The sequence below is a fragment of the Streptomyces sp. B21-083 genome, assembly GCF_036898825.1.
Classification (GTDB): Bacteria; Actinomycetota; Actinomycetes; order Streptomycetales; family Streptomycetaceae; genus Streptomyces.
This window is the reverse complement of record NZ_JARUND010000001.1, coordinates 5,216,400-5,232,747: the sequence shown is the minus strand read 5'-3', so window position 1 is coordinate 5,232,747 and position 16,348 is coordinate 5,216,400. Positions and strand designations below refer to the sequence as shown.

Below are 16,348 nucleotides of genomic sequence, written 5' to 3'. Positions count from 1 at the left end.
TCAACGCCAGTCAGGTTTGTCCAGAGTGACCGGAGGGGCTTCTTGGACAACGTTCCGATGGTCAGCCTGGGTGCAGGCCTGGAAAAACCCACCACCCGACGGCGAACACCCCCACCGAAAGAGCCTCCGGCGTGAACCAAGATCTTTCTGTACCCGAGCACCCCTCCGTCCTCGTGGTCGAGGACGGGTCCGGCAACTCCGACATGCTGGTCATGGCGCTGCGCTTCCTGGGCTTCGACGCGGACCTCGTGCCCACCGGGGCCGAGACGGTCCAGGAAGTACGGCGCCGGAACCCCGACGCCGTGCTCCTGGACGGCACCGAGGTCTGCGAACGGCTCCGCGCCGCCGGGATCGACACTCCGGTGATCTTCCTCAGTGCCCGTACGGCCGTCGCGGACAAGTGCCACGCCCTGGCCGTGGGCGGCGACGACTACGTCACCAAGCCCTTCGACCTCACCGAGGTCAGCGCACGCATCCGGGCCCTGATCCGACGCGCCCGCGGTGCGGTCCGATCGGCCCCCGCACCCTCGCGCCGACTGCGCGCGGCCGGCGTCGAGCTGGACGCGGGCACCCGGGAGGTGTGGCGGCACGGTACGGCCGTACCGCTGTCGGCGACCGAGTTCGCGCTGCTGAAGGTACTGCTGGAGAACGCCGGCCAGGTGATCTCCAAGGCGCACATCCTGGACACGGTCTGGAACTACGGCTTCCAGGGCGAGTCGGGGGTGGTCGAGACGTACGTCTACTACCTGCGGCGCAAGCTGGGCGACTCGGGCCGGTCGCTGATCCGTACGGTGCGCGGCGCGGGGTACATCGTGCACGCGGACCCGGTGGGGACCTGATCCGGCGTACGAGGTGGAAGGAAATACGGCAGAAGGGGTCCGCCGACCGCGTCTTCCACGCGGTCGGCGGACCCCTTCTCGTCAGGTCCGTCCGGGTTCTCAGCCGATCCAGAGCTGGTAGGTGCCGCCGTTGTCCTGGCCGTTCGCCGGGACGACACGGGGCTCCCAGCGCCAGCCTGTGCTGGGCTTGCGGTGGTGGAACTCGACCGACCGGCCGGCTGTCCACCAGTAGCCCCCGGCCGTCGTGCAGCCCTTCGGCGGGATCTCCCAGAACCGGGAACCGACCCAGTCGCCGTGCTGGTTCTCACCGACGAAGTAGAACTTGACCGTCTCGGTCGACCCGCTGCAGACCTTCAGCTGGAGGTACTTGTCGCCGTCCGCGGAGGCCGTCGCCGGCATCGCCAGCGCACCGACGACAGTGGCCCCGGCGAGGACCGCCATCGTGACTTTCCGCTTGATTCCGTTCATAAAACTGCCACCGTTTCTTTCGCACGCCGGGCATGCCTGTCGGGCATGCCCGGCGAAAAGCAGAGAGGGAGAGAGGAGGGGGGGGAATCGCGTGGGGCAGGGGTAATTACCTGGTGAGGGGAATTACCGGAGTGGAAATCAGCGGTGGCAGTGCTCGTTGCGTTCCTGCTGGGTCATCGGCGCGTCCTTGAAGTTCGCGTAGCCGCCGTTCGACTTGCCGACGTCCCAGCCCGCCTCGGTGTAGTTGTAGACGTACCAGTCGAAGTGGCCCCAGTGGCGGTTCTTGTACTGGATCTCGTACCAGCCGGTGGCCTTCCGCTTCGGGGTGCCCCGCTCCAACCAGCCCTTGTAGCCGGACGGAACGCTCGTCTGGAACTCGACCTTGTCCATGTGACTGCGTTCCCACGTGCGGTTGTAGCTCGTCTCCAGGCCGACCTCGAAGACCTTCGCGAACCCGGCGGAGGCGGTGATCGTGAGGCCGACGGAGTCGGAGGATCCGACCGTCTCCTCACCGCCGACGATGAGGGTGTTCGCGTTCGTGGCGCAGTTGTACACGGTCGGTCCGAGGTGGTGGCTCGGGCCGGTGTACTCCTGGAAGCTCTGCGGGTGGAACACGCAGAGGCTGGTGCTGACTCCGCAGGTCTGCAGCAGTTCCTTGTCGGTGGGGTTGTCGGCGGCGCCGGCCGACGGAGCCGCGAGCAGAGTGGCGCCGACAGCGAGGGCGGCGACCGCCCCGGCGGTACGGGGCAGGCCCTTCTTGGACGCGAGGCTTCGGGGTGAGAACGCCATGGCCCATTTCCTTCCGGAGAGCTGATGCCTGTGGGGGGAGTTCCACCGGCTGAGCCCATTCCACAGGCGGGGCCGGTCCGGTTGATCAACGCGCGATCAGAAGGCGGCACAGAGTTTCCTGGGGGGTTCATCAGAGTTGGATCAGAGGCCTGCGGAAAAGCATTAACCGGCAGCCATGGGCAGGGTGTTACGCTCGGTCACACGCGCGCATGGGGGCACGGCCGGGGGGCCGAGCGAGAAGTCGGGGCGCTGTCGTACGTACGCCCGTCCCACCATGCCTCTTGTCTCCCTGGAGGAACGGTGGCCCGACCCGGCCGACGTCGACACAGACCTGTACGTACCACCACCGCGGTCGTGGCCGCCGCGCTGAGCCTCGGCCTCTCGCTGAGCGCCGTGCCGGCGTCGGCGGCGCCCGCGACGCCCTCGTCCGTCGCCGCGGCCGGAGAACTCGTTCTGCCCGCCGCCCCGCGTGCCGTCCCCAGGGCCACGCAGATCCTCAACGCCGGTGCCAGCGGCTTCCTTTGGGCACAGGAGGGCGACGACCGGCTGCTGTGGACGTCGTACGCCACCGGTGCCACCACCGCGCTGGAGCAACGGCTGCCGGCGCCGGTCGAGTACGACATCGACAGCGGCTACTTCCACGAGGCCGCCTCGTTCCACCCGGGCTGGTACGGGGACGGATCCGACACCGTCGCCCTGTACTCGCAGGAGGACAGCCAGGTCACCCTGCTCAAGGGCGACGGCACCTCGGGCGGTGCCGTCGTGGTGCCGGTGCCCGAGGGCCACACCTACCAGGGCACCTTCGGAGCCGCAAGCTCGCCGACTGGACCGACCTCGGCCGGGACAACACCGGGGCGCGCACCAGCTGGACCGTGGACCGCTTCGGCGGCCCCGTCGCCTACGCCGACGACGAGCAGCGCGTCCACATCGTGCAGACCGGCGTCCCCGCCTCCGCGCTGACCGCCATCGACTCGACGGTCACCTCCGACGCGGCGAGCTGGTCCGGCAGTTGGTGGCTCTCCAAGCCCGCCGCCGGCTGGCAGGTCACCGTCCGCGACAAGGCGTCCGGCGCCACCGTCCGCACCCTGGCCGGCTCCGCCGCGCGCGGTCTGCTGACGGCGGCCTGGGACGGCAAGGACACCGCGGGCCGACTCGTCGCGAACGGCACCTACACCTGGACGCTCAGCGCGAAACCCGCCGACGGTCAGGGCGCCGCCCTCACCCTCTCCGGCACCACCAGGGTGACGGCCGGCTCGGCGGCCCCGCGCGACTACGCGGGCGCCGACGGCGTCGGTGACGTCCTCACCCTCTCCGCCGACGGCACGCTCACCGTTCAGCGCGGCACCGGCACGGGCACCCTGGGCGCCAAGGTCACCGGCGCCGGCTGGCCGACCACCGCGAAGTTCGTACCGTACGGCGATCTGAGCGGCGACCGCTGCGACGACGTCCTGGTCCGGATGGGCGACGGCACCCTGCGCGCGTACCGACCGGCCTGCGGCAAGGCGGCGACGCCCTCGACGCCGTACGTCTCGCTCGGCACCGGCTGGAACCAGTACGACGTGCTGACCTCGCCGGGCGACGTCGACGGTGACCGACGGCCCGACCTGGTCGCCCGTCAGGCCTCGACCGGGGACGTCTACCTCTTCAAGGGCACCAGCGCGGGCAAGCTCTCCGCCCGCACGAGGATCGGCGCCCGCTGGACCGGCTACAAGACGCTCGTCGGCGCCGGAGACCTGAACGGCGACGGGCGCGGTGACCTCGTCGCCCAGGACAGGTCCAACACGCTGTGGCGGTTCGACGGGACCGGCACCGGTGCCTTCAAGGCGCGGGTGAAGATCGCCGCCAACTGGGGCGCCTCCTACAACTCGGTCGTCGGGGTCGGCGACTTCACCGGCGACGGCCGCGCGGACCTCGTGTCCCGGGACACCACCGGAGCCCTGTGGCGCACGAACGGCAACGGTAAGGGCGTGTTCGGCGCCCGCACGAGGATCGCGACGGGCTGGCAGGGCTACAAGGCCGTCGTGTAACTCTCGTAAAACCTCTGTGGTACTTCTCCTGGCCTGCCTCGTCCACGCCGTTTACGTGCCGTTCGGTGATTACCAGGGATTACCGGGCGGTACCCCCAATATGGCGGAAACCGCTCAACTCAGGGCTTCGCTCTGTCACCATCAACGCCATCGCAAAACCAGGGGTCCAGAACGCGGCGGGGGGCGTGCCATGGGACTGCTAGGCAATGAGCTGGCGTTCGCGCAGGCGCTGACCGCCCAGGAGCGCGAGGGCGTCATGGCCCTCGGCAACCCGAAGCACTTCGCGGCGGACGCCCATCTCCTCACCGAGGGCGACCGGTCAAGCCATGTTCTGATCGTCGTCAGGGGGTGGGTGACCGTCTCCGTCGCGACGGACCGGGGTGCCACCCGGCTGATACTCGGGCTGCGCGGACCCGGCGAACTCCTCGGGGAGATGGCCGCGTTGGACCCGCATCCGCGCAGCGCCACCGTCCGCGCGCTGGGGCCGACCGAGGCCCAGGTCATAGCGGGGGACGCGTTCCGCAGGTTCCTCGCCGAGCATCCCCGGGTGAGCGGGCTGGTCATACGCCAGCTCACCTTCCGGCTCCGCAGCGCCGACCAGGAGCGGTCAGCGCTCGCCTCCCTCACCGTGCTCCAGCGCCTGGCCGGACGGCTCACCGAACTGTCGGGGTCGGGCGGCGCCCCCCGTGGCCCGTACACCCCGCCGGCTCCGTCGGCCCGGTCCGGTTCCTCGGTCGTCCAGCTGGCCCAGGACGAGCTGGCCGCGAGCATAGGCGCCACCCGGGAGGCCGTCGCCAAGAGCCTGCGGCTGCTGCGTACCCAGCGGATCGTGCGGACCGGCAACCGTGTCGTGGAGATCCTCGACCCCGAACTGCTCGCCCTTCTCGCCGACGGCCACACGGACACGGAGACGCAACAGGCGTAACCCCCCGAGAACATCCGGCCCGTCGTGTGTAAACGGCTACAGACGCCCCCTCGCCCCGGCCCCGACGCTGGAGGGGCGACCGAACAACGATCGAACGCACCATAGGGGGCACGGGGTGGACGGCGACGCCATGGATCTCACCGAAGCGCGCTACGAGTTGGTGATCAGCGTCGACGCCCGGCGTTCCGGGGAGTACGACGACATCGACAAGTCGCGGATGCGGGCCCGGACATACCGGGTCGTGGAGACGGCGTTCACGCACGCCAAGGTGGCGCGGGACGCCGTGCACATGGAGGACCGCGGGGACGGCGTACTGCTGTCGGTGTCCGCGGGGATCCCGGCGTCCCGGCTGCTGGGGCTGTGGCTGGTCGAGCTGCACGAGAACCTGCGCGACGAGAACCGCGCGCTACGGGTGCCGCTGGGCCTGCGGATCGGGATGCACGTCGGTCCGGTCCGGCACGACGGGCGCGGGATCAGCGGACGCGCCGTCGATCTGGCCTGCCGCCTCGCCGACTCCGCCGTGGCCCGGCAGTTGCTCGACGCCGAGGGCGCCGACCTGGTCCTGGTGACCTCCGGTTCCCTGTACGAGGACGTGGTGAGCGGCGGCGGCAAGTTCATCGAGCCCGAGCGCTACGTCTCGGCCCGCCTCACCCTCAAGGAGGGCGAGACCACCGCCTGGTTCCATCTGCCGGGCAGATCGGCGCCCCGGCTACCCGTCGCCGCCCCCGCCCCGCCCGGCCCCGGCCCCCGCACCGACGAGCCGAGCGGGGTCCCGCCGCGCGTCGGCAGCCCGGACGCCGGGACCACCTACAACGCCGGGCGCGACATCGCGGTGCACCGCGACAACACCTACCGGGACGTGCGCTTCGAATCGAAGGGCGGGGGCGAGTGAGCGACGACCAGCAGTCGGACGACGTTCCCGAGGCCCCCGACCAGCACCGGCCCGAGGGCAGGCCCGGCGACCGGGAGGGCCCCGAGGAGACGGACAAGAAGCAGGACAGGCAGGACAAGCAGGACGGCGAACGCGACGACAAGGAGAACGAACGGGCCCTCGCCGCCGAGCAGTTCAAGGCGTACACCCGCGCCCCCTTCGCCGAGGAGCAGGGCGAGGACGGCCCCACCGACCTCGCCTCCGCCTCCCGTACGCGCCGCGCGACCCGGACGCTCTTCGAGGCCGGCCGCGACCTGACCAGCGTCGACCGCTCGTTCTTCAACAGCGCCCACTTCGGCGACATCATCCTGGGCACCGACACCCGGCTGCACGGCCCCGCCCTGCGCAACGGCCCCGTACCCGCCGACGAGTTGCGCACACTGCGCCGCGCGCACGTGGTCCCCGACGGCTACGTACAGTTGCGCAACGCGCTGCGCGCCCGCCGTCTGCTGGTGCTCGGCGCCGCCCCCGGCACCGGCCGTACGAGTACGGCGCTCGCCCTTCTCGCGGAGGTCACCGCCGACGCCCCCGAGGCCACGGACAGCGAGGCCGCCGCCGGTTCGCCGGTGCGGCGGGTCGACCCGGACGGCGGAGTACGGCAGTTGGCGGGCAAGCTGGGCGACGACGACTTCCCGGGCCGCGCCGGTTACCTGCTGGAACTGCGCCTAGCCCGGCCCGGCGCGCTGCCCCCGGACGAGCTGGACCTCGACGAACTGGCCGCCGCCCTGGCCCGGTTCGAGGCCTTCGCGGTACTCGTCGTCACCGTCGGTTCGGCGGCCGGCCCGCTGCTCGCCGGGCGCTACGGCATGCTCTGCCCGCCCGCGCCCACCCAGGAACTCCTCACCACCCGCCTGCGGGAACAGCTGGGGGAACGGCTGGAAAGCAGCCCCTCAGCACCCTCAGAAGACGAACTGCTCGCCCGCGCCGAGGAGTTGGCGCGGAGCGAGGAGGTCGTGGACGCGGTCGGGCTGAAGGAATTGCGGCCCGCCGAGGCCGAGTTTCTCGCCTCGCTGCTGGCCGGCCGGCTGCTCGGCGATCTGTCGCAGGCAGCACTGTTGACCGGGTGTCGCCGTCTCGCCGCCGACCAGGCCCAGGAGTGGTTCGCCGGTGTGGACCGGGCGCTCGTCGCACCGGCGGAAAGGGGTGCCGAGGACGGGGAGCGAACTCCGCAACGGCCAAGCACCGCCGCCCTGTTCCACCCCGTGGCGTTCCGGATCGCGCTCGCCGTCCTCGGCGGGGCCTCGCACAGCGCGGTGTCGTCCGCCGCCCATCTGCTCACCTGGGAACTGTCCGTCCAGTGCGACCCCGACCACACGCCCGCCCGGCCCCTGTTCTGTGACGACCCGGTCGCCGACCTGGCCCTCTCCCGCGCCGAACTCACCGACGGCGAGGTCGAGGTGGCCGGGGCCGAGGTGGCGGCGCGGTTGATCTGGTACCGGGGCGGCGCCCTGCCGTCGGCGGTGCTGGCCGAGCTGTGGGACCGGCACTTCCCGGTGCGGGCGCCGGTCGTGCGCTGGCTGCGGCTGCTGGCGGACGACCAGCGGCCCCAGGTGTGGGTGCGCGCGGCGGTCGCCGCCGGGGAGCTGTGCGTACGGGACTTCGACCACGGGTTCGCCGAACTGGTCAGGCCGCTCGCCGAGGGCACCGCCCACCGCAGGCTGTTCGCGGCCACGATGCTGGACCAGGCGGCCGGTCACGCCTCGCACCGCAAGGCTGTACGGAAACTGGTCGAGGACTGGAGCCGGTCCGGGACGTGGAGCCTGCGCTCGACGGCGGCGGCGGCGCTGGGCTACGGCAACTGCGCGGACTCGACCGGCGACGCGCTGGACGCGCTGGCCCGGATCGGGGTGCGCGACGGCGGGGGGCAGTCGCTGTGTGCCGCCGCCGCGTTCAACGTCGTACGGCTGCTGGCGCTGCCGGACAGCGAGCAGGCCGTGACGGTGCTGGGGCGGATGGGCGACTGGATCGCGCACAAGCGCGAGGGGTACCAGACGCTCGGCCTCGCGGCCACCGTCTGGCTCGCCTCGACCAGGGTGGACAAGCTGCTGATCGACGGGCCGGCGCCCTCGCTCGGTGCGCGCGGCGACTGGCCCCTGGCACTCGCCCTGGCTGCCGACCGACCCGAACTCGCCCTGTCGATAGCCGACTTGATGTGGACGGCACTGAACACGGCCCGCTCGAAGGACGTGGCGATGGACGCGCTGGAGAGCATGCTGCGCACCGCCGTACGCAAGGACGGCACGGAGTGGACGCGGCCCGGGCTGGCGGCGCTGCTGCCCGCGCTGGCCGCCGAGGAGACCGACCGGCGGCGGCTGGACTGGCTGCTGCGCCGAATGATGAACGATCCGGACGACCCGTTCCCCGACACCCTGGCGCGCTCCCTGTGGTGGCTCGCCGTCGGACGGCCGAGCCGGAGCGGCCAGGAGGAGAGAAGCCATGGCTGAGAACGACGAGGGACCGGCGGGCCCGTTCCTGACCGAGTACGCGCCGAACGGTGTCCAGCCGCAGGTGAGCGCGCAGAAGGCGCTGGTGCTGTTCTACCGGAACGGCGGCCACAGCGTGGTCACCGTGACCGGGACCCGGCATGTGGACAAGCGGGCGCTGGCGCGGCCGTACAACATCTGCGAGATCGCGCTCGGCACCTACCAGACGACGCTGGAGATGGAGTTGCCGGCGGCCGGCGGCACGAGTTTCTTCAAGGCCGAGGTGGACATCCACTGGACGGTGGACGACCCGCATCTGGCCGCCGTCCAGGTCGTGACGGACATCGCGAAACGGCTCACCGCCCCGGTTCTGGAGCGGCTGCGTGAGGTCACCTCGACCTACCGGGTGCACGAGGCCGAGCAGGCCAACCGGGCCATCACCCGGGAGTGCGCGGGCGGACGCTGGGGTGAACTGGGGGTCGAACTCGGCCTGAAGGTACGGCTGTACGTCCGGCTGCGCGTCGACGACCGGGCCATCGAGTACATGAACGGCATGCGGGACGCGCACGCCTCGGCCGAGCTGACGCGGGTGCACCAGGCGCGGTTCAGATCCATGCTGCAGGGCGGGCAGCTGGAGCAGCTCAGCTACATGCTGGCGGCCGAGCCGACGGAGGCCAAGGACTTCCTGGAGAAGATCCGGCAGGAGGGCCGACAGGACGAGAAGGAGCGTGTCGACCGGTTGTTCGACATGGTGGAGAGCGGTCAGATCCAGTCCAACGACGTGGAGACACAGGCCCTCAACCTCCTCAACCGGGGGCGTCTGGGCGGGATCACCGGACCGATCGGCTCGCTTCCCGCCCGCCGCGAAGGACGCACCCGTACACCCCCTCCCGAGCTGGAGCCGTCCGACGCCGAACCCTTCACCCCGGACTGGGTGGCGGACCGGCCGCCCGCCCGCCCCCGGCGCCAGGACCCCTACCCGGCTGATCCCTACGCGAGGAATCCCTACCCGGCGGACCCCTACGCGGGTGACGCCTCCGCCCCGGAGCCGCCGCACCGCGGGCGCCCGAGGGACGACGGCTGGGGCTGGGTGGACGAAGCCGACGAGGGGGAGGAGGCCGGGCGATGACCGGGAACGGGGGCGCCGGGGGGACCGGAGGAACCGGGGGGACCTCAGGACAGGTCGGGCCCGAGCCGTACGGGGGTCGGCACGGGCCCGACCGTTCACCCGACCGTTCCGGCGAACGCGTGAGCGAGCGCGTCGCCGAGCGGCTGCTCAGCACCGTCAGGGAAGACCTCGGGCGGGCCGACTCGAAGGCGGCGGTGTTGCTGTCGGGGACGCTCGCGCTGCCCGCCTTCCTCATCGGCTGGCAGGGCGCCCCAGGCTGGCACGGACCCGCCGACGTGACGCTGATCCTGGCCGGCCTGCTCTGGGCGGTGTCGGTGACCGCGCTGGTCGGGGCGCTCATGCCACGCACCGGCACGGTCCGGGAAGGGCTGGACGAGGTGACGTACTTCGGCGATCTGGTGGGCGCCCGCCGCGACCTCACGACGCTCGCCGCCCGGGTGGCGGAGGCGGGGCGCGATCCGGCGGGGTGGCTGCTCGTCCAGGCCGTCGACGTCAGCGCGATCCTCTCCGCCAAGTACCGCGCCATCCGCTGGGGTGTCGGCTCGCTCGCCCCCTCGGCGGCGCTGGCCCTGGTCTGGAGCATGACGGCGCGCTGAAGCCCGGTCGAGGGGGGGCGCTCGGGGGGCGCGCCGAGGACCGGAACTTCACCTATCACGACGTATCCGCGCGCACCACGCAACCGGCGCGCACCTAGTAGCGACGATCCAGGAACACCGGAAAACGGGAAACAGGGGACGGCCGTGGGACGAGTCAACGGAGTACGAAGGACAAGAAGGGGCCGGGCGCGCCGCACCGCGCTCGCCGTGCTGGGCGCCGCCGCGGTGCTCATATCCCTGTCGGCAGCCCCCGGCCGGTACTCCGGGCGGGACGCCTTACCGGTGGCGGAGTCCGAACCGGCCTTCCCGGCGATCAACTCCGCGGTCGCCGTGGACGAGTCGGCCAGTCTCGCGGACGCGGACATGGCCGCCGAGAAGGCCGCCGCCGCACGGATCGCCCTGGGTGACGTGTCGTCGGACTCCCGGATCACGGTCTTCGGGTTCGCCGCCGCCGAGGGAGCGGGCCAGAGCGCGGTGGACCCGGTGTGCCCGCGCACCACGCTGGACGCGGCGGGCCGCGAGACGGTCGGCGCCTGCGTCGGGAAACTGCGCAAGCGGAAGAAGGGCGAGGGCACCGGCACCGACTTCCCGAGTGCGATCCGGCAGGGCGTCCACGAACTCACCACCGACACGGACTCCTCGGCGCCCCGGGTGCTGTTCCTGCTCACCGACGGGATCATGGAGGTCGACGACAGCCCCCAGTACGGCGACCCGGCGCACCGGAAGGCCGAGGGCGAACGGCAGTTGACGCTGGAGCTGGCGAACGCCGCCGCCCAGGGCGTGCAGATCTGGCCCCTCGGATTCGGGCCGAAGCCGGACGAGAAGCAGCTCGCCCGGATCGCGGCCGGCGGCTACCAGAAGGGCTGTGTCGCCCTGCCCTCCGCCAAGCCGAAGGCCGAGAAGGTCGAGGGGGCGAAGGAGATCGGCGTGGCGTTGGAGCGGATCTTCGCCGCCGCGCACTGCATGCGGCGCGAGGAGGGCCCCGCCGCCCGACGCCCGCCCGCGACCATGGAGATCGGCATCTCGCCGCTGGCGACCGTGGGCAGCATCGTCGTCGACAAGGGTGACCTCCAGGTGCGGATCACCTACACCGATCCGGCCGGCCACGAGGTGCCCACCTCCGGCACCTACCAGCAGTCACACTTCGAACTCGCGGGCGGCACCGGCACCGTGGAGGCGCTGAAGATCGTCGACCCGCTGCCCGGCGTGTGGAAGGTGCACGCCGAGGCGCCGGAAGGGCACCGCTCGCAGCCCGTCGCCGTCAGCGTGCTGTGGCAGGGCGAACTGCGCGGCGCCATCACCATGGACCCGCCGTCCCCGCGCGCCGGCGACCGGGTCACCGTGACGATGCGGCTCCAGACCCGCGAGGGCTACCAGATCAGGAACCCGCGCGACTACGAGGGGCTGCGCGTCAGGAGCGAGCTGACCGGCGCCGGTTTCGACCCGCTCCCGCTGACCCTCGCCGACAACGGCAGGGGCAGGGACGCGAAGGCGAGCGACGGCTCGTTCACCGGCACGACCAGGATCCCGGCGTCCGCCGACGGGACGCTGAAGGTGAGCGCCACGCTGACCGCCGCCGGCCTGAGCGCCGACACCCGCAGCGCGGGCGGCCCGGTCGCCCCCGGTGAGCTGCCCGTCACCACCGCCCTCGACCTGCCCGCCGCCTCCTCCCACCCCGGCGGCAAGATCACGGGCACGCTGGCCGTCCACAACACGAGCGACGCCACGCACACCCTGAGGCTGTCCGTCACCGACCTCAAGGCGGGTCTGCTCACGGTCACGCCGGCCGAACTCACCCTGAAGGCAGGGGAGTCCGGGACCCGCGAGGTGACCGTCGAGGTCGCCCCCGCCGTTGTCTTCGGCGACCGCCTCACCGACGACGGACTGCTCCTCGCGGGCGATGTCACCGTCGTGGACACCACCGACGCCGGCCGCCGCCTCGTCCAGACCCCGCTGTCGGTGGAAGTGACACCGAAGCCGGGAGCCTGGGAGGAGTTCTGGAACTCCTACTGGTGGGCGGTCCTGACCGGCGTCGTCCTGATCGTCCTGTCCGTCGCGGGGGTCCTCGCCCTGATCCGGCTGCGCCGCGCCCGCCGGGACCCGTACGGCCTGGTGCTGCGGCTGCTCGACGAGCACGGCGAGCCCCTGCCGGGCGAGCCGCACATCGCCGGGCACGGACACAGGCAGTGGTACGAGTTCGGCGTCGCCGAGGCTCACATCAGCCCCCGCATCGAGCGCCGCGCACACGGCCCGTACGCCGTCCAGCGCAGCCCCAACGGCGGTGCGGTGCTGCGCAGTCGCGGCGGCGGCCGGGCCCCGTTGTCGGCCGGCACCCCGGCCCAGCTGACCGAGGGACTGAGCCTGGCCCTCGGCGACGACGCCCGCAGCACCCGCAATCCCCGTGATCCCCGCAGCTCCCGTAACTCCCGTAACTGGCGGGGCGGTTCGTCGTCCTCCGGTGGTCCCGCCGGTCCCCCGCACGGCACCGACCCCGACAGGCAGGGCAGCCCGAGCGCCTACGACGACACGTACCTGTGACACCCGCACCACCCACACGCGCCCCCACACCCACGCCCACCCACACGCCCACCCACACGAACGTTTCGCGCACGACCACGCGGCCCGGCGGCCGTGAGCGGGGAGGAAACCCATGAAGATCTTCCAGCCGATGCTCTTCGTCGGCCTGGGCGGCACCGGCGGCCTGGTCGGCGCCGAGCTGGAGCGCAGACTGCGCGCCGAGCTGTGCGGCCCGGACGGCTCGGCCCTGAGCCGGCTCAGCGGCAACGCCCCCTACCAACTGCCCGACTGCCTCCAGTTCGTGTACGCGGACTACAGCGAGTCGGACCTGATGCGGCTGCCCCAGTTCAACGTCGACCCGTCACTGCGCGCCGCCTACTCCCGTACGTCACGGGCCACCCACGACCTGCTGCCGAACTTCGACAGTTCGCCCGAGGTCACCAAGATGCTCCGGGCCAGCATGCGCGCGGAGGTCGCCGACTGGCTGCCGCCGCGCACCGACGAACCGCGCGTCACCCCGCTCCACAACGGCGCCGGACAACTGCCCACCGTCGGCCGCGCCGCCCTGTTCGCCACGCTCCGGCACGGCCTCGCGCCCGTCCTCACCCCGCTGCTCCAGGCGATCGACTCGATGGCCAGAGCCGGCGGCGAACTGGCCGAACTGGGCGGCGGAAAGGTCACCGGCTGCGATGTGTTCGTCGCGTTCTCGGTGGCCGGCGGGACCGGTGCCGGGATCTTCCTGGACTATCTGCACCTCATCAACCACGCCTTCCAGCTGCGCGGCTTCAACGGCGTGAAGATCTACCCGCTGGTCGTCATGCCGTCGTCGTTCTCCTCGGCCACCGGCGGCGGGCGCGAGGCCGAACTCAACGCGGCCCGCGCCCTCGTGGACCTCTTCCGGCTGGTGGACGGGCAGAACGCGCCGACCGAGGGCGCCGAGATCGGCGACCTCGACCACACCGCCGGGCTCGGTGTCCGCTACCCCGGCACCCAGCCGATCCGGCTGCGCACCGGCATCCTGCCCACCTCGTTCCTCTTCTCCCCGACCGCCGGCATCCGCCCCGACGACCTGCGCCGCTCCATCGTCTCCCTGGTGATGTCGCTGATCGGCACCGAACTGGGCGACACCCGCACCCGGGGCCGCAGCACGGGCGGCGACGACGACTTCCAGACCTTCGCCGCGAGCTTCATCAACCGGGGAGTGCACCGCAGCGCCCTCTCCCCCACCGGCATCGGCCGCCAGGGCGTCTCCACCAGCCTCGTCGCGTCGATGACCGTACCGATGGACCAGCTCGCCGACCTGGTCGCCGGCCGGATGCTGCGGGAGGCGGTCACCGACCTCGTGGAACGGCCCCGGCCCGCGCTGCGCGAGACCACGGTGCCGATGATCCGGCAGCTGTTCGCCGACTCGCACCTCGAAGAGCTGTGGGAACGCAGGCAGTTGCCCGTCCTGGACCCCGACCCGCTGCCGCGCGGCAGCAAGGCCGTCGAGGCGGCGCTCGGCGAGCGGATCTCCGACATGCAGCGGCTGCTCGCCGACCTGCGGTCCATCGCCGAACGCTCCGCCGCCCTCATGGCCGACCGGTTCTCACCGCGCCCCGCCATCGACAAACTCCTCCTGAGCGTCGACCCCTTCCACGCCGACCGGGTCGTCCGGGGCATGCCGGAGAACGACGACCCGATCGCCCGGCTCGGCTTCCTCGGCATGCTGGACAACCGCTCCCGCGCCCCGCAACGCCCCGCCGGCATGACCGACCAGCCGCCCAAGATCCCCCGCATCAAGGGCAAGCTGGCCGGCGTCTCACCGCCCCGCTGGGGCGACGACGACGTGACTGCCGTGCTCCGGGAGCAGGACGCCTGGTACCAGTGGCGCTGCCGGACCATCTGGCACGAGGCCTGGCGCGAACAGCAGCAGCACTGGCGGGCCCCCGCCGACACCGCGGGCGCCGACATCGCCCGGCTCGTCGGCGCCTTCCGCTCCCACAGCGACCAGGAACGCAAGGTGTCCGCGCAGAAGGGCCTCGAACTGTACGAGGACCGCACGGGCATCTCCTATCTGCTGCCGCCGCAGCGCACCCTCAACCACTTCTACGAGGACGTGGTGACCAGGCTGATCCGCCGCGAGGGCCTGCGCGAGACGGAGGACGCGGCGGCGCTGCTGCTCAAACTGGTCTCCGGCGACACCTGGCGTGACGTCCACGGCATCAGCCGGCGCAGCCCCGACGGCGCGGTGTCGGTCGTGAAGGCCCAACTGGAGGGCCGCATCACGCGGTTGTTTGCCGAGGGAGGCGAACGGCTGGAGGAACGGCCCCTGTTGCCGTCCATGAGCACCCTGCTGGCCGCCGCGGCCGGCGACTCCGACGCCACCGACCAGGTCAGCAAGGAGGCCCTCGACCTGTTCGGCCGCAAGCTGGCCGGACTGCTGCCGGTCGGCTTCACCCCGGAGGGCACCGGCCCCCTGCGGGTGCTGGTCACCTACCCGCGCGTGGAGGCCGTCGACGAGGTCGAGCAGTACCTCGGCAAGGCACTCCGCCTCCCCTCCGACGCCCGGAACTCCGTCGAGTACCGGGGAGTCGAGAGCGACTCGGTGACGGTCGTCCTGTTCCGCAGCGAGATGAGCCTCACCCAGGTCCCCGAGGCCCGCAAGGTGCTGCGCCAGTGGGCCAGGGCGAAGGACAACGAGCAGGCCCAGGACGTCCTGCGCTGGCGCCAGCGACTCGGCTACCAGGACAGCTGGATGGTCAGCGGCGAGGAGGACCGCCGCGTCATCCTGCACCGTCTGCTGTGCTGCATGTGGAACGGCCAGGTCGACGTCGTCGACGGCGAGAGCACGTCCCCGGACCGCGTCCGGCTGCGCCTGCACCCCGATGCGGGCCCCCAAGTCCCGGGCGTACGGCTGCGGTTGGGCGACTTCCCCGGCGGGGTGTCCAGCTGGGCGGAACTCCTGCGCTCCTACGAACGCTGGACCGTCCTCGACGACGAACGCACGGTCGAGGACTACTGCCGCGAACTGATGGGAGGCCAGCCGCTGGGTCTCACGAGGAGCGGCAGCGACCCGCACCCCCTGTTCGTCGAACTCGTCGAGAAGACCGCTCCGCGCCAGCTGGAGCTGCTCGCGGAGCGCCGCGAACGGGACGGCGAACGCGTCGAGGGCTGGGTACGCCCCCTCTGGGAGTTCTGGGCGGAGACCCTCCCGGCCGCCCTGGACACCGAGTTCGGCGACCAGCGCGCGGTCCAGCCGACCCTGCGCACCCTCCTCGAACACGTCCGCGGCGGCACCCAGCCGAAAACCCCCCGGCCCCGGCCCGCCGAAGAGGACGAGGACGACTGGGGCACGGCACGCCGGTCGTCCGACGCGGAGGAGAACCGGCCGGACCCCGACCGGGACAACGATGACGACGACAGGATCGACAAGAACAGCAGGGACCATAAGGGGTACGGCGAACCGTACGGCGCCAAGTACCGCGGCCAGGACGGATACGGCGGCGCCCCGCGCGGCAACGCCGGTGCGTACGACGGCAGTTCACGTTTCTCCACCAGGGACGGCGGCACCGGTCGTGGTGGTGACGGGCACGTCAACGGCTCCCCGCACGGCACCGAGCGCCCCGCCGCGCCCTGGGACCAGCCCGACGACGACCCCGACGAACGCCGGTACGGCCGCCGGGACAACGACAGCTCCCCCTGGGACGGAGACGACCGGTGAG

At 72.0% G+C, this 16,348-nt stretch carries 12 protein-coding genes; 10 read left to right on the top strand and 2 right to left on the bottom strand.

From position 1 onward, the window contains the following. The first annotated feature begins 131 nt into the window (after window positions 1-131). Window positions 132-839 (top strand): response regulator transcription factor, encoded by a 708-nt coding sequence (locus QA861_RS23475; RefSeq protein WP_334590260.1) that lies wholly within the window; start codon window positions 132-134, stop codon window positions 837-839. Window positions 840-938: 99 nt separating this feature from the next. Here QA861_RS23475 and QA861_RS23470 read toward each other — a convergent pair whose 3' ends face one another. Both QA861_RS23470 and QA861_RS23465 read right to left on the bottom strand, forming a co-directional pair. Further along, window positions 939-1,307 (bottom strand): hypothetical protein, encoded by a 369-nt coding sequence (locus QA861_RS23470; RefSeq protein ID WP_334590259.1) that lies wholly within the window; start codon window positions 1,305-1,307, stop codon window positions 939-941. Between the two features lie 138 nt (window positions 1,308-1,445). Next, window positions 1,446-2,096, bottom strand: a complete 651-nt coding sequence (locus QA861_RS23465) for a hypothetical protein (RefSeq protein ID WP_334590258.1) — start codon at window positions 2,094-2,096, stop codon at window positions 1,446-1,448. Window positions 2,097-2,450: 354 nt separating this feature from the next. On the opposite strand from QA861_RS23465, the gene QA861_RS23460 reads away from it, so the two are divergent. The 9 genes from QA861_RS23460 to QA861_RS23420 all read left to right on the top strand — a co-directional run bounded on the left by QA861_RS23460 (window position 2,451) and on the right by QA861_RS23420 (window position 16,347). After that, window positions 2,451-3,056 (top strand): hypothetical protein, encoded by a 606-nt coding sequence (locus QA861_RS23460; protein WP_334590257.1) that lies wholly within the window; start codon window positions 2,451-2,453, stop codon window positions 3,054-3,056. Then, on the top strand, window positions 2,969-4,123 hold the full coding sequence (locus QA861_RS23455) for an FG-GAP-like repeat-containing protein (RefSeq protein ID WP_334590256.1): 1,155 nt from the start codon (window positions 2,969-2,971) through the stop codon (window positions 4,121-4,123). The genes QA861_RS23460 and QA861_RS23455 overlap by 88 nt, the downstream gene beginning before the upstream one ends. A gap of 190 nt (window positions 4,124-4,313) precedes the next feature. Further along, on the top strand, window positions 4,314-5,048 hold the full coding sequence (locus QA861_RS23450) for a Crp/Fnr family transcriptional regulator (RefSeq protein WP_334590255.1): 735 nt from the start codon (window positions 4,314-4,316) through the stop codon (window positions 5,046-5,048). Between the two features lie 130 nt (window positions 5,049-5,178). Continuing rightward, a complete protein-coding gene (locus tag QA861_RS23445) occupies window positions 5,179-5,940 on the top strand; it encodes a nucleotidyl cyclase domain-containing protein (protein ID WP_334590254.1) in 762 nt (253 codons plus the stop codon). After that, entirely contained in the window at window positions 5,937-8,423 is a 2,487-nt protein-coding gene (locus QA861_RS23440; protein WP_334590253.1) for a hypothetical protein, read from the top strand. Before QA861_RS23445 ends, QA861_RS23440 begins: the two co-directional genes overlap by 4 nt. Continuing rightward, window positions 8,416-9,531 (top strand): hypothetical protein, encoded by a 1,116-nt coding sequence (locus QA861_RS23435; protein ID WP_334590252.1) that lies wholly within the window; start codon window positions 8,416-8,418, stop codon window positions 9,529-9,531. The genes QA861_RS23440 and QA861_RS23435 overlap by 8 nt, the downstream gene beginning before the upstream one ends. Next, complete coding sequence (locus QA861_RS23430) at window positions 9,528-10,127, top strand: Pycsar system effector family protein (RefSeq protein ID WP_334590251.1); 600 nt, start codon at window positions 9,528-9,530, stop codon at window positions 10,125-10,127. Before QA861_RS23435 ends, QA861_RS23430 begins: the two co-directional genes overlap by 4 nt. A gap of 144 nt (window positions 10,128-10,271) precedes the next feature. After that, window positions 10,272-12,665, top strand: coding sequence for a VWA domain-containing protein (locus QA861_RS23425; RefSeq protein WP_334590250.1), 2,394 nt, complete (start codon window positions 10,272-10,274; stop codon window positions 12,663-12,665). 112 nt (window positions 12,666-12,777) lie between these two features. Continuing rightward, on the top strand, window positions 12,778-16,347 hold the full coding sequence (locus tag QA861_RS23420; RefSeq protein WP_334590249.1) for a tubulin-like doman-containing protein: 3,570 nt from the start codon (window positions 12,778-12,780) through the stop codon (window positions 16,345-16,347). The last annotated feature ends 1 nt before the right edge of the window (window position 16,348 follow it).

Bases quoted from the DNA above. Each gene is read 5' to 3' on its own strand.
- QA861_RS23430 (WP_334590251.1), top strand. From the start codon at position 9,528: ATGACCGGGAACGGGGGCGCCGGGGGGACCGGAGGAACCGGGGGGACC.
- QA861_RS23470 (WP_334590259.1), bottom strand. From the start codon at position 1,307: ATGAACGGAATCAAGCGGAAAGTCACGATGGCGGTCCTCGCCGGGGCC.
- QA861_RS23420 (WP_334590249.1), top strand. From the start codon at position 12,778: ATGAAGATCTTCCAGCCGATGCTCTTCGTCGGCCTGGGCGGCACCGGC.
- QA861_RS23450 (WP_334590255.1), top strand. From the start codon at position 4,314: ATGGGACTGCTAGGCAATGAGCTGGCGTTCGCGCAGGCGCTGACCGCC.
- QA861_RS23435 (WP_334590252.1), top strand. From the start codon at position 8,416: ATGGCTGAGAACGACGAGGGACCGGCGGGCCCGTTCCTGACCGAGTAC.
- QA861_RS23465 (WP_334590258.1), bottom strand. From the start codon at position 2,096: ATGGCGTTCTCACCCCGAAGCCTCGCGTCCAAGAAGGGCCTGCCCCGT.
- QA861_RS23445 (WP_334590254.1), top strand. From the start codon at position 5,179: ATGGATCTCACCGAAGCGCGCTACGAGTTGGTGATCAGCGTCGACGCC.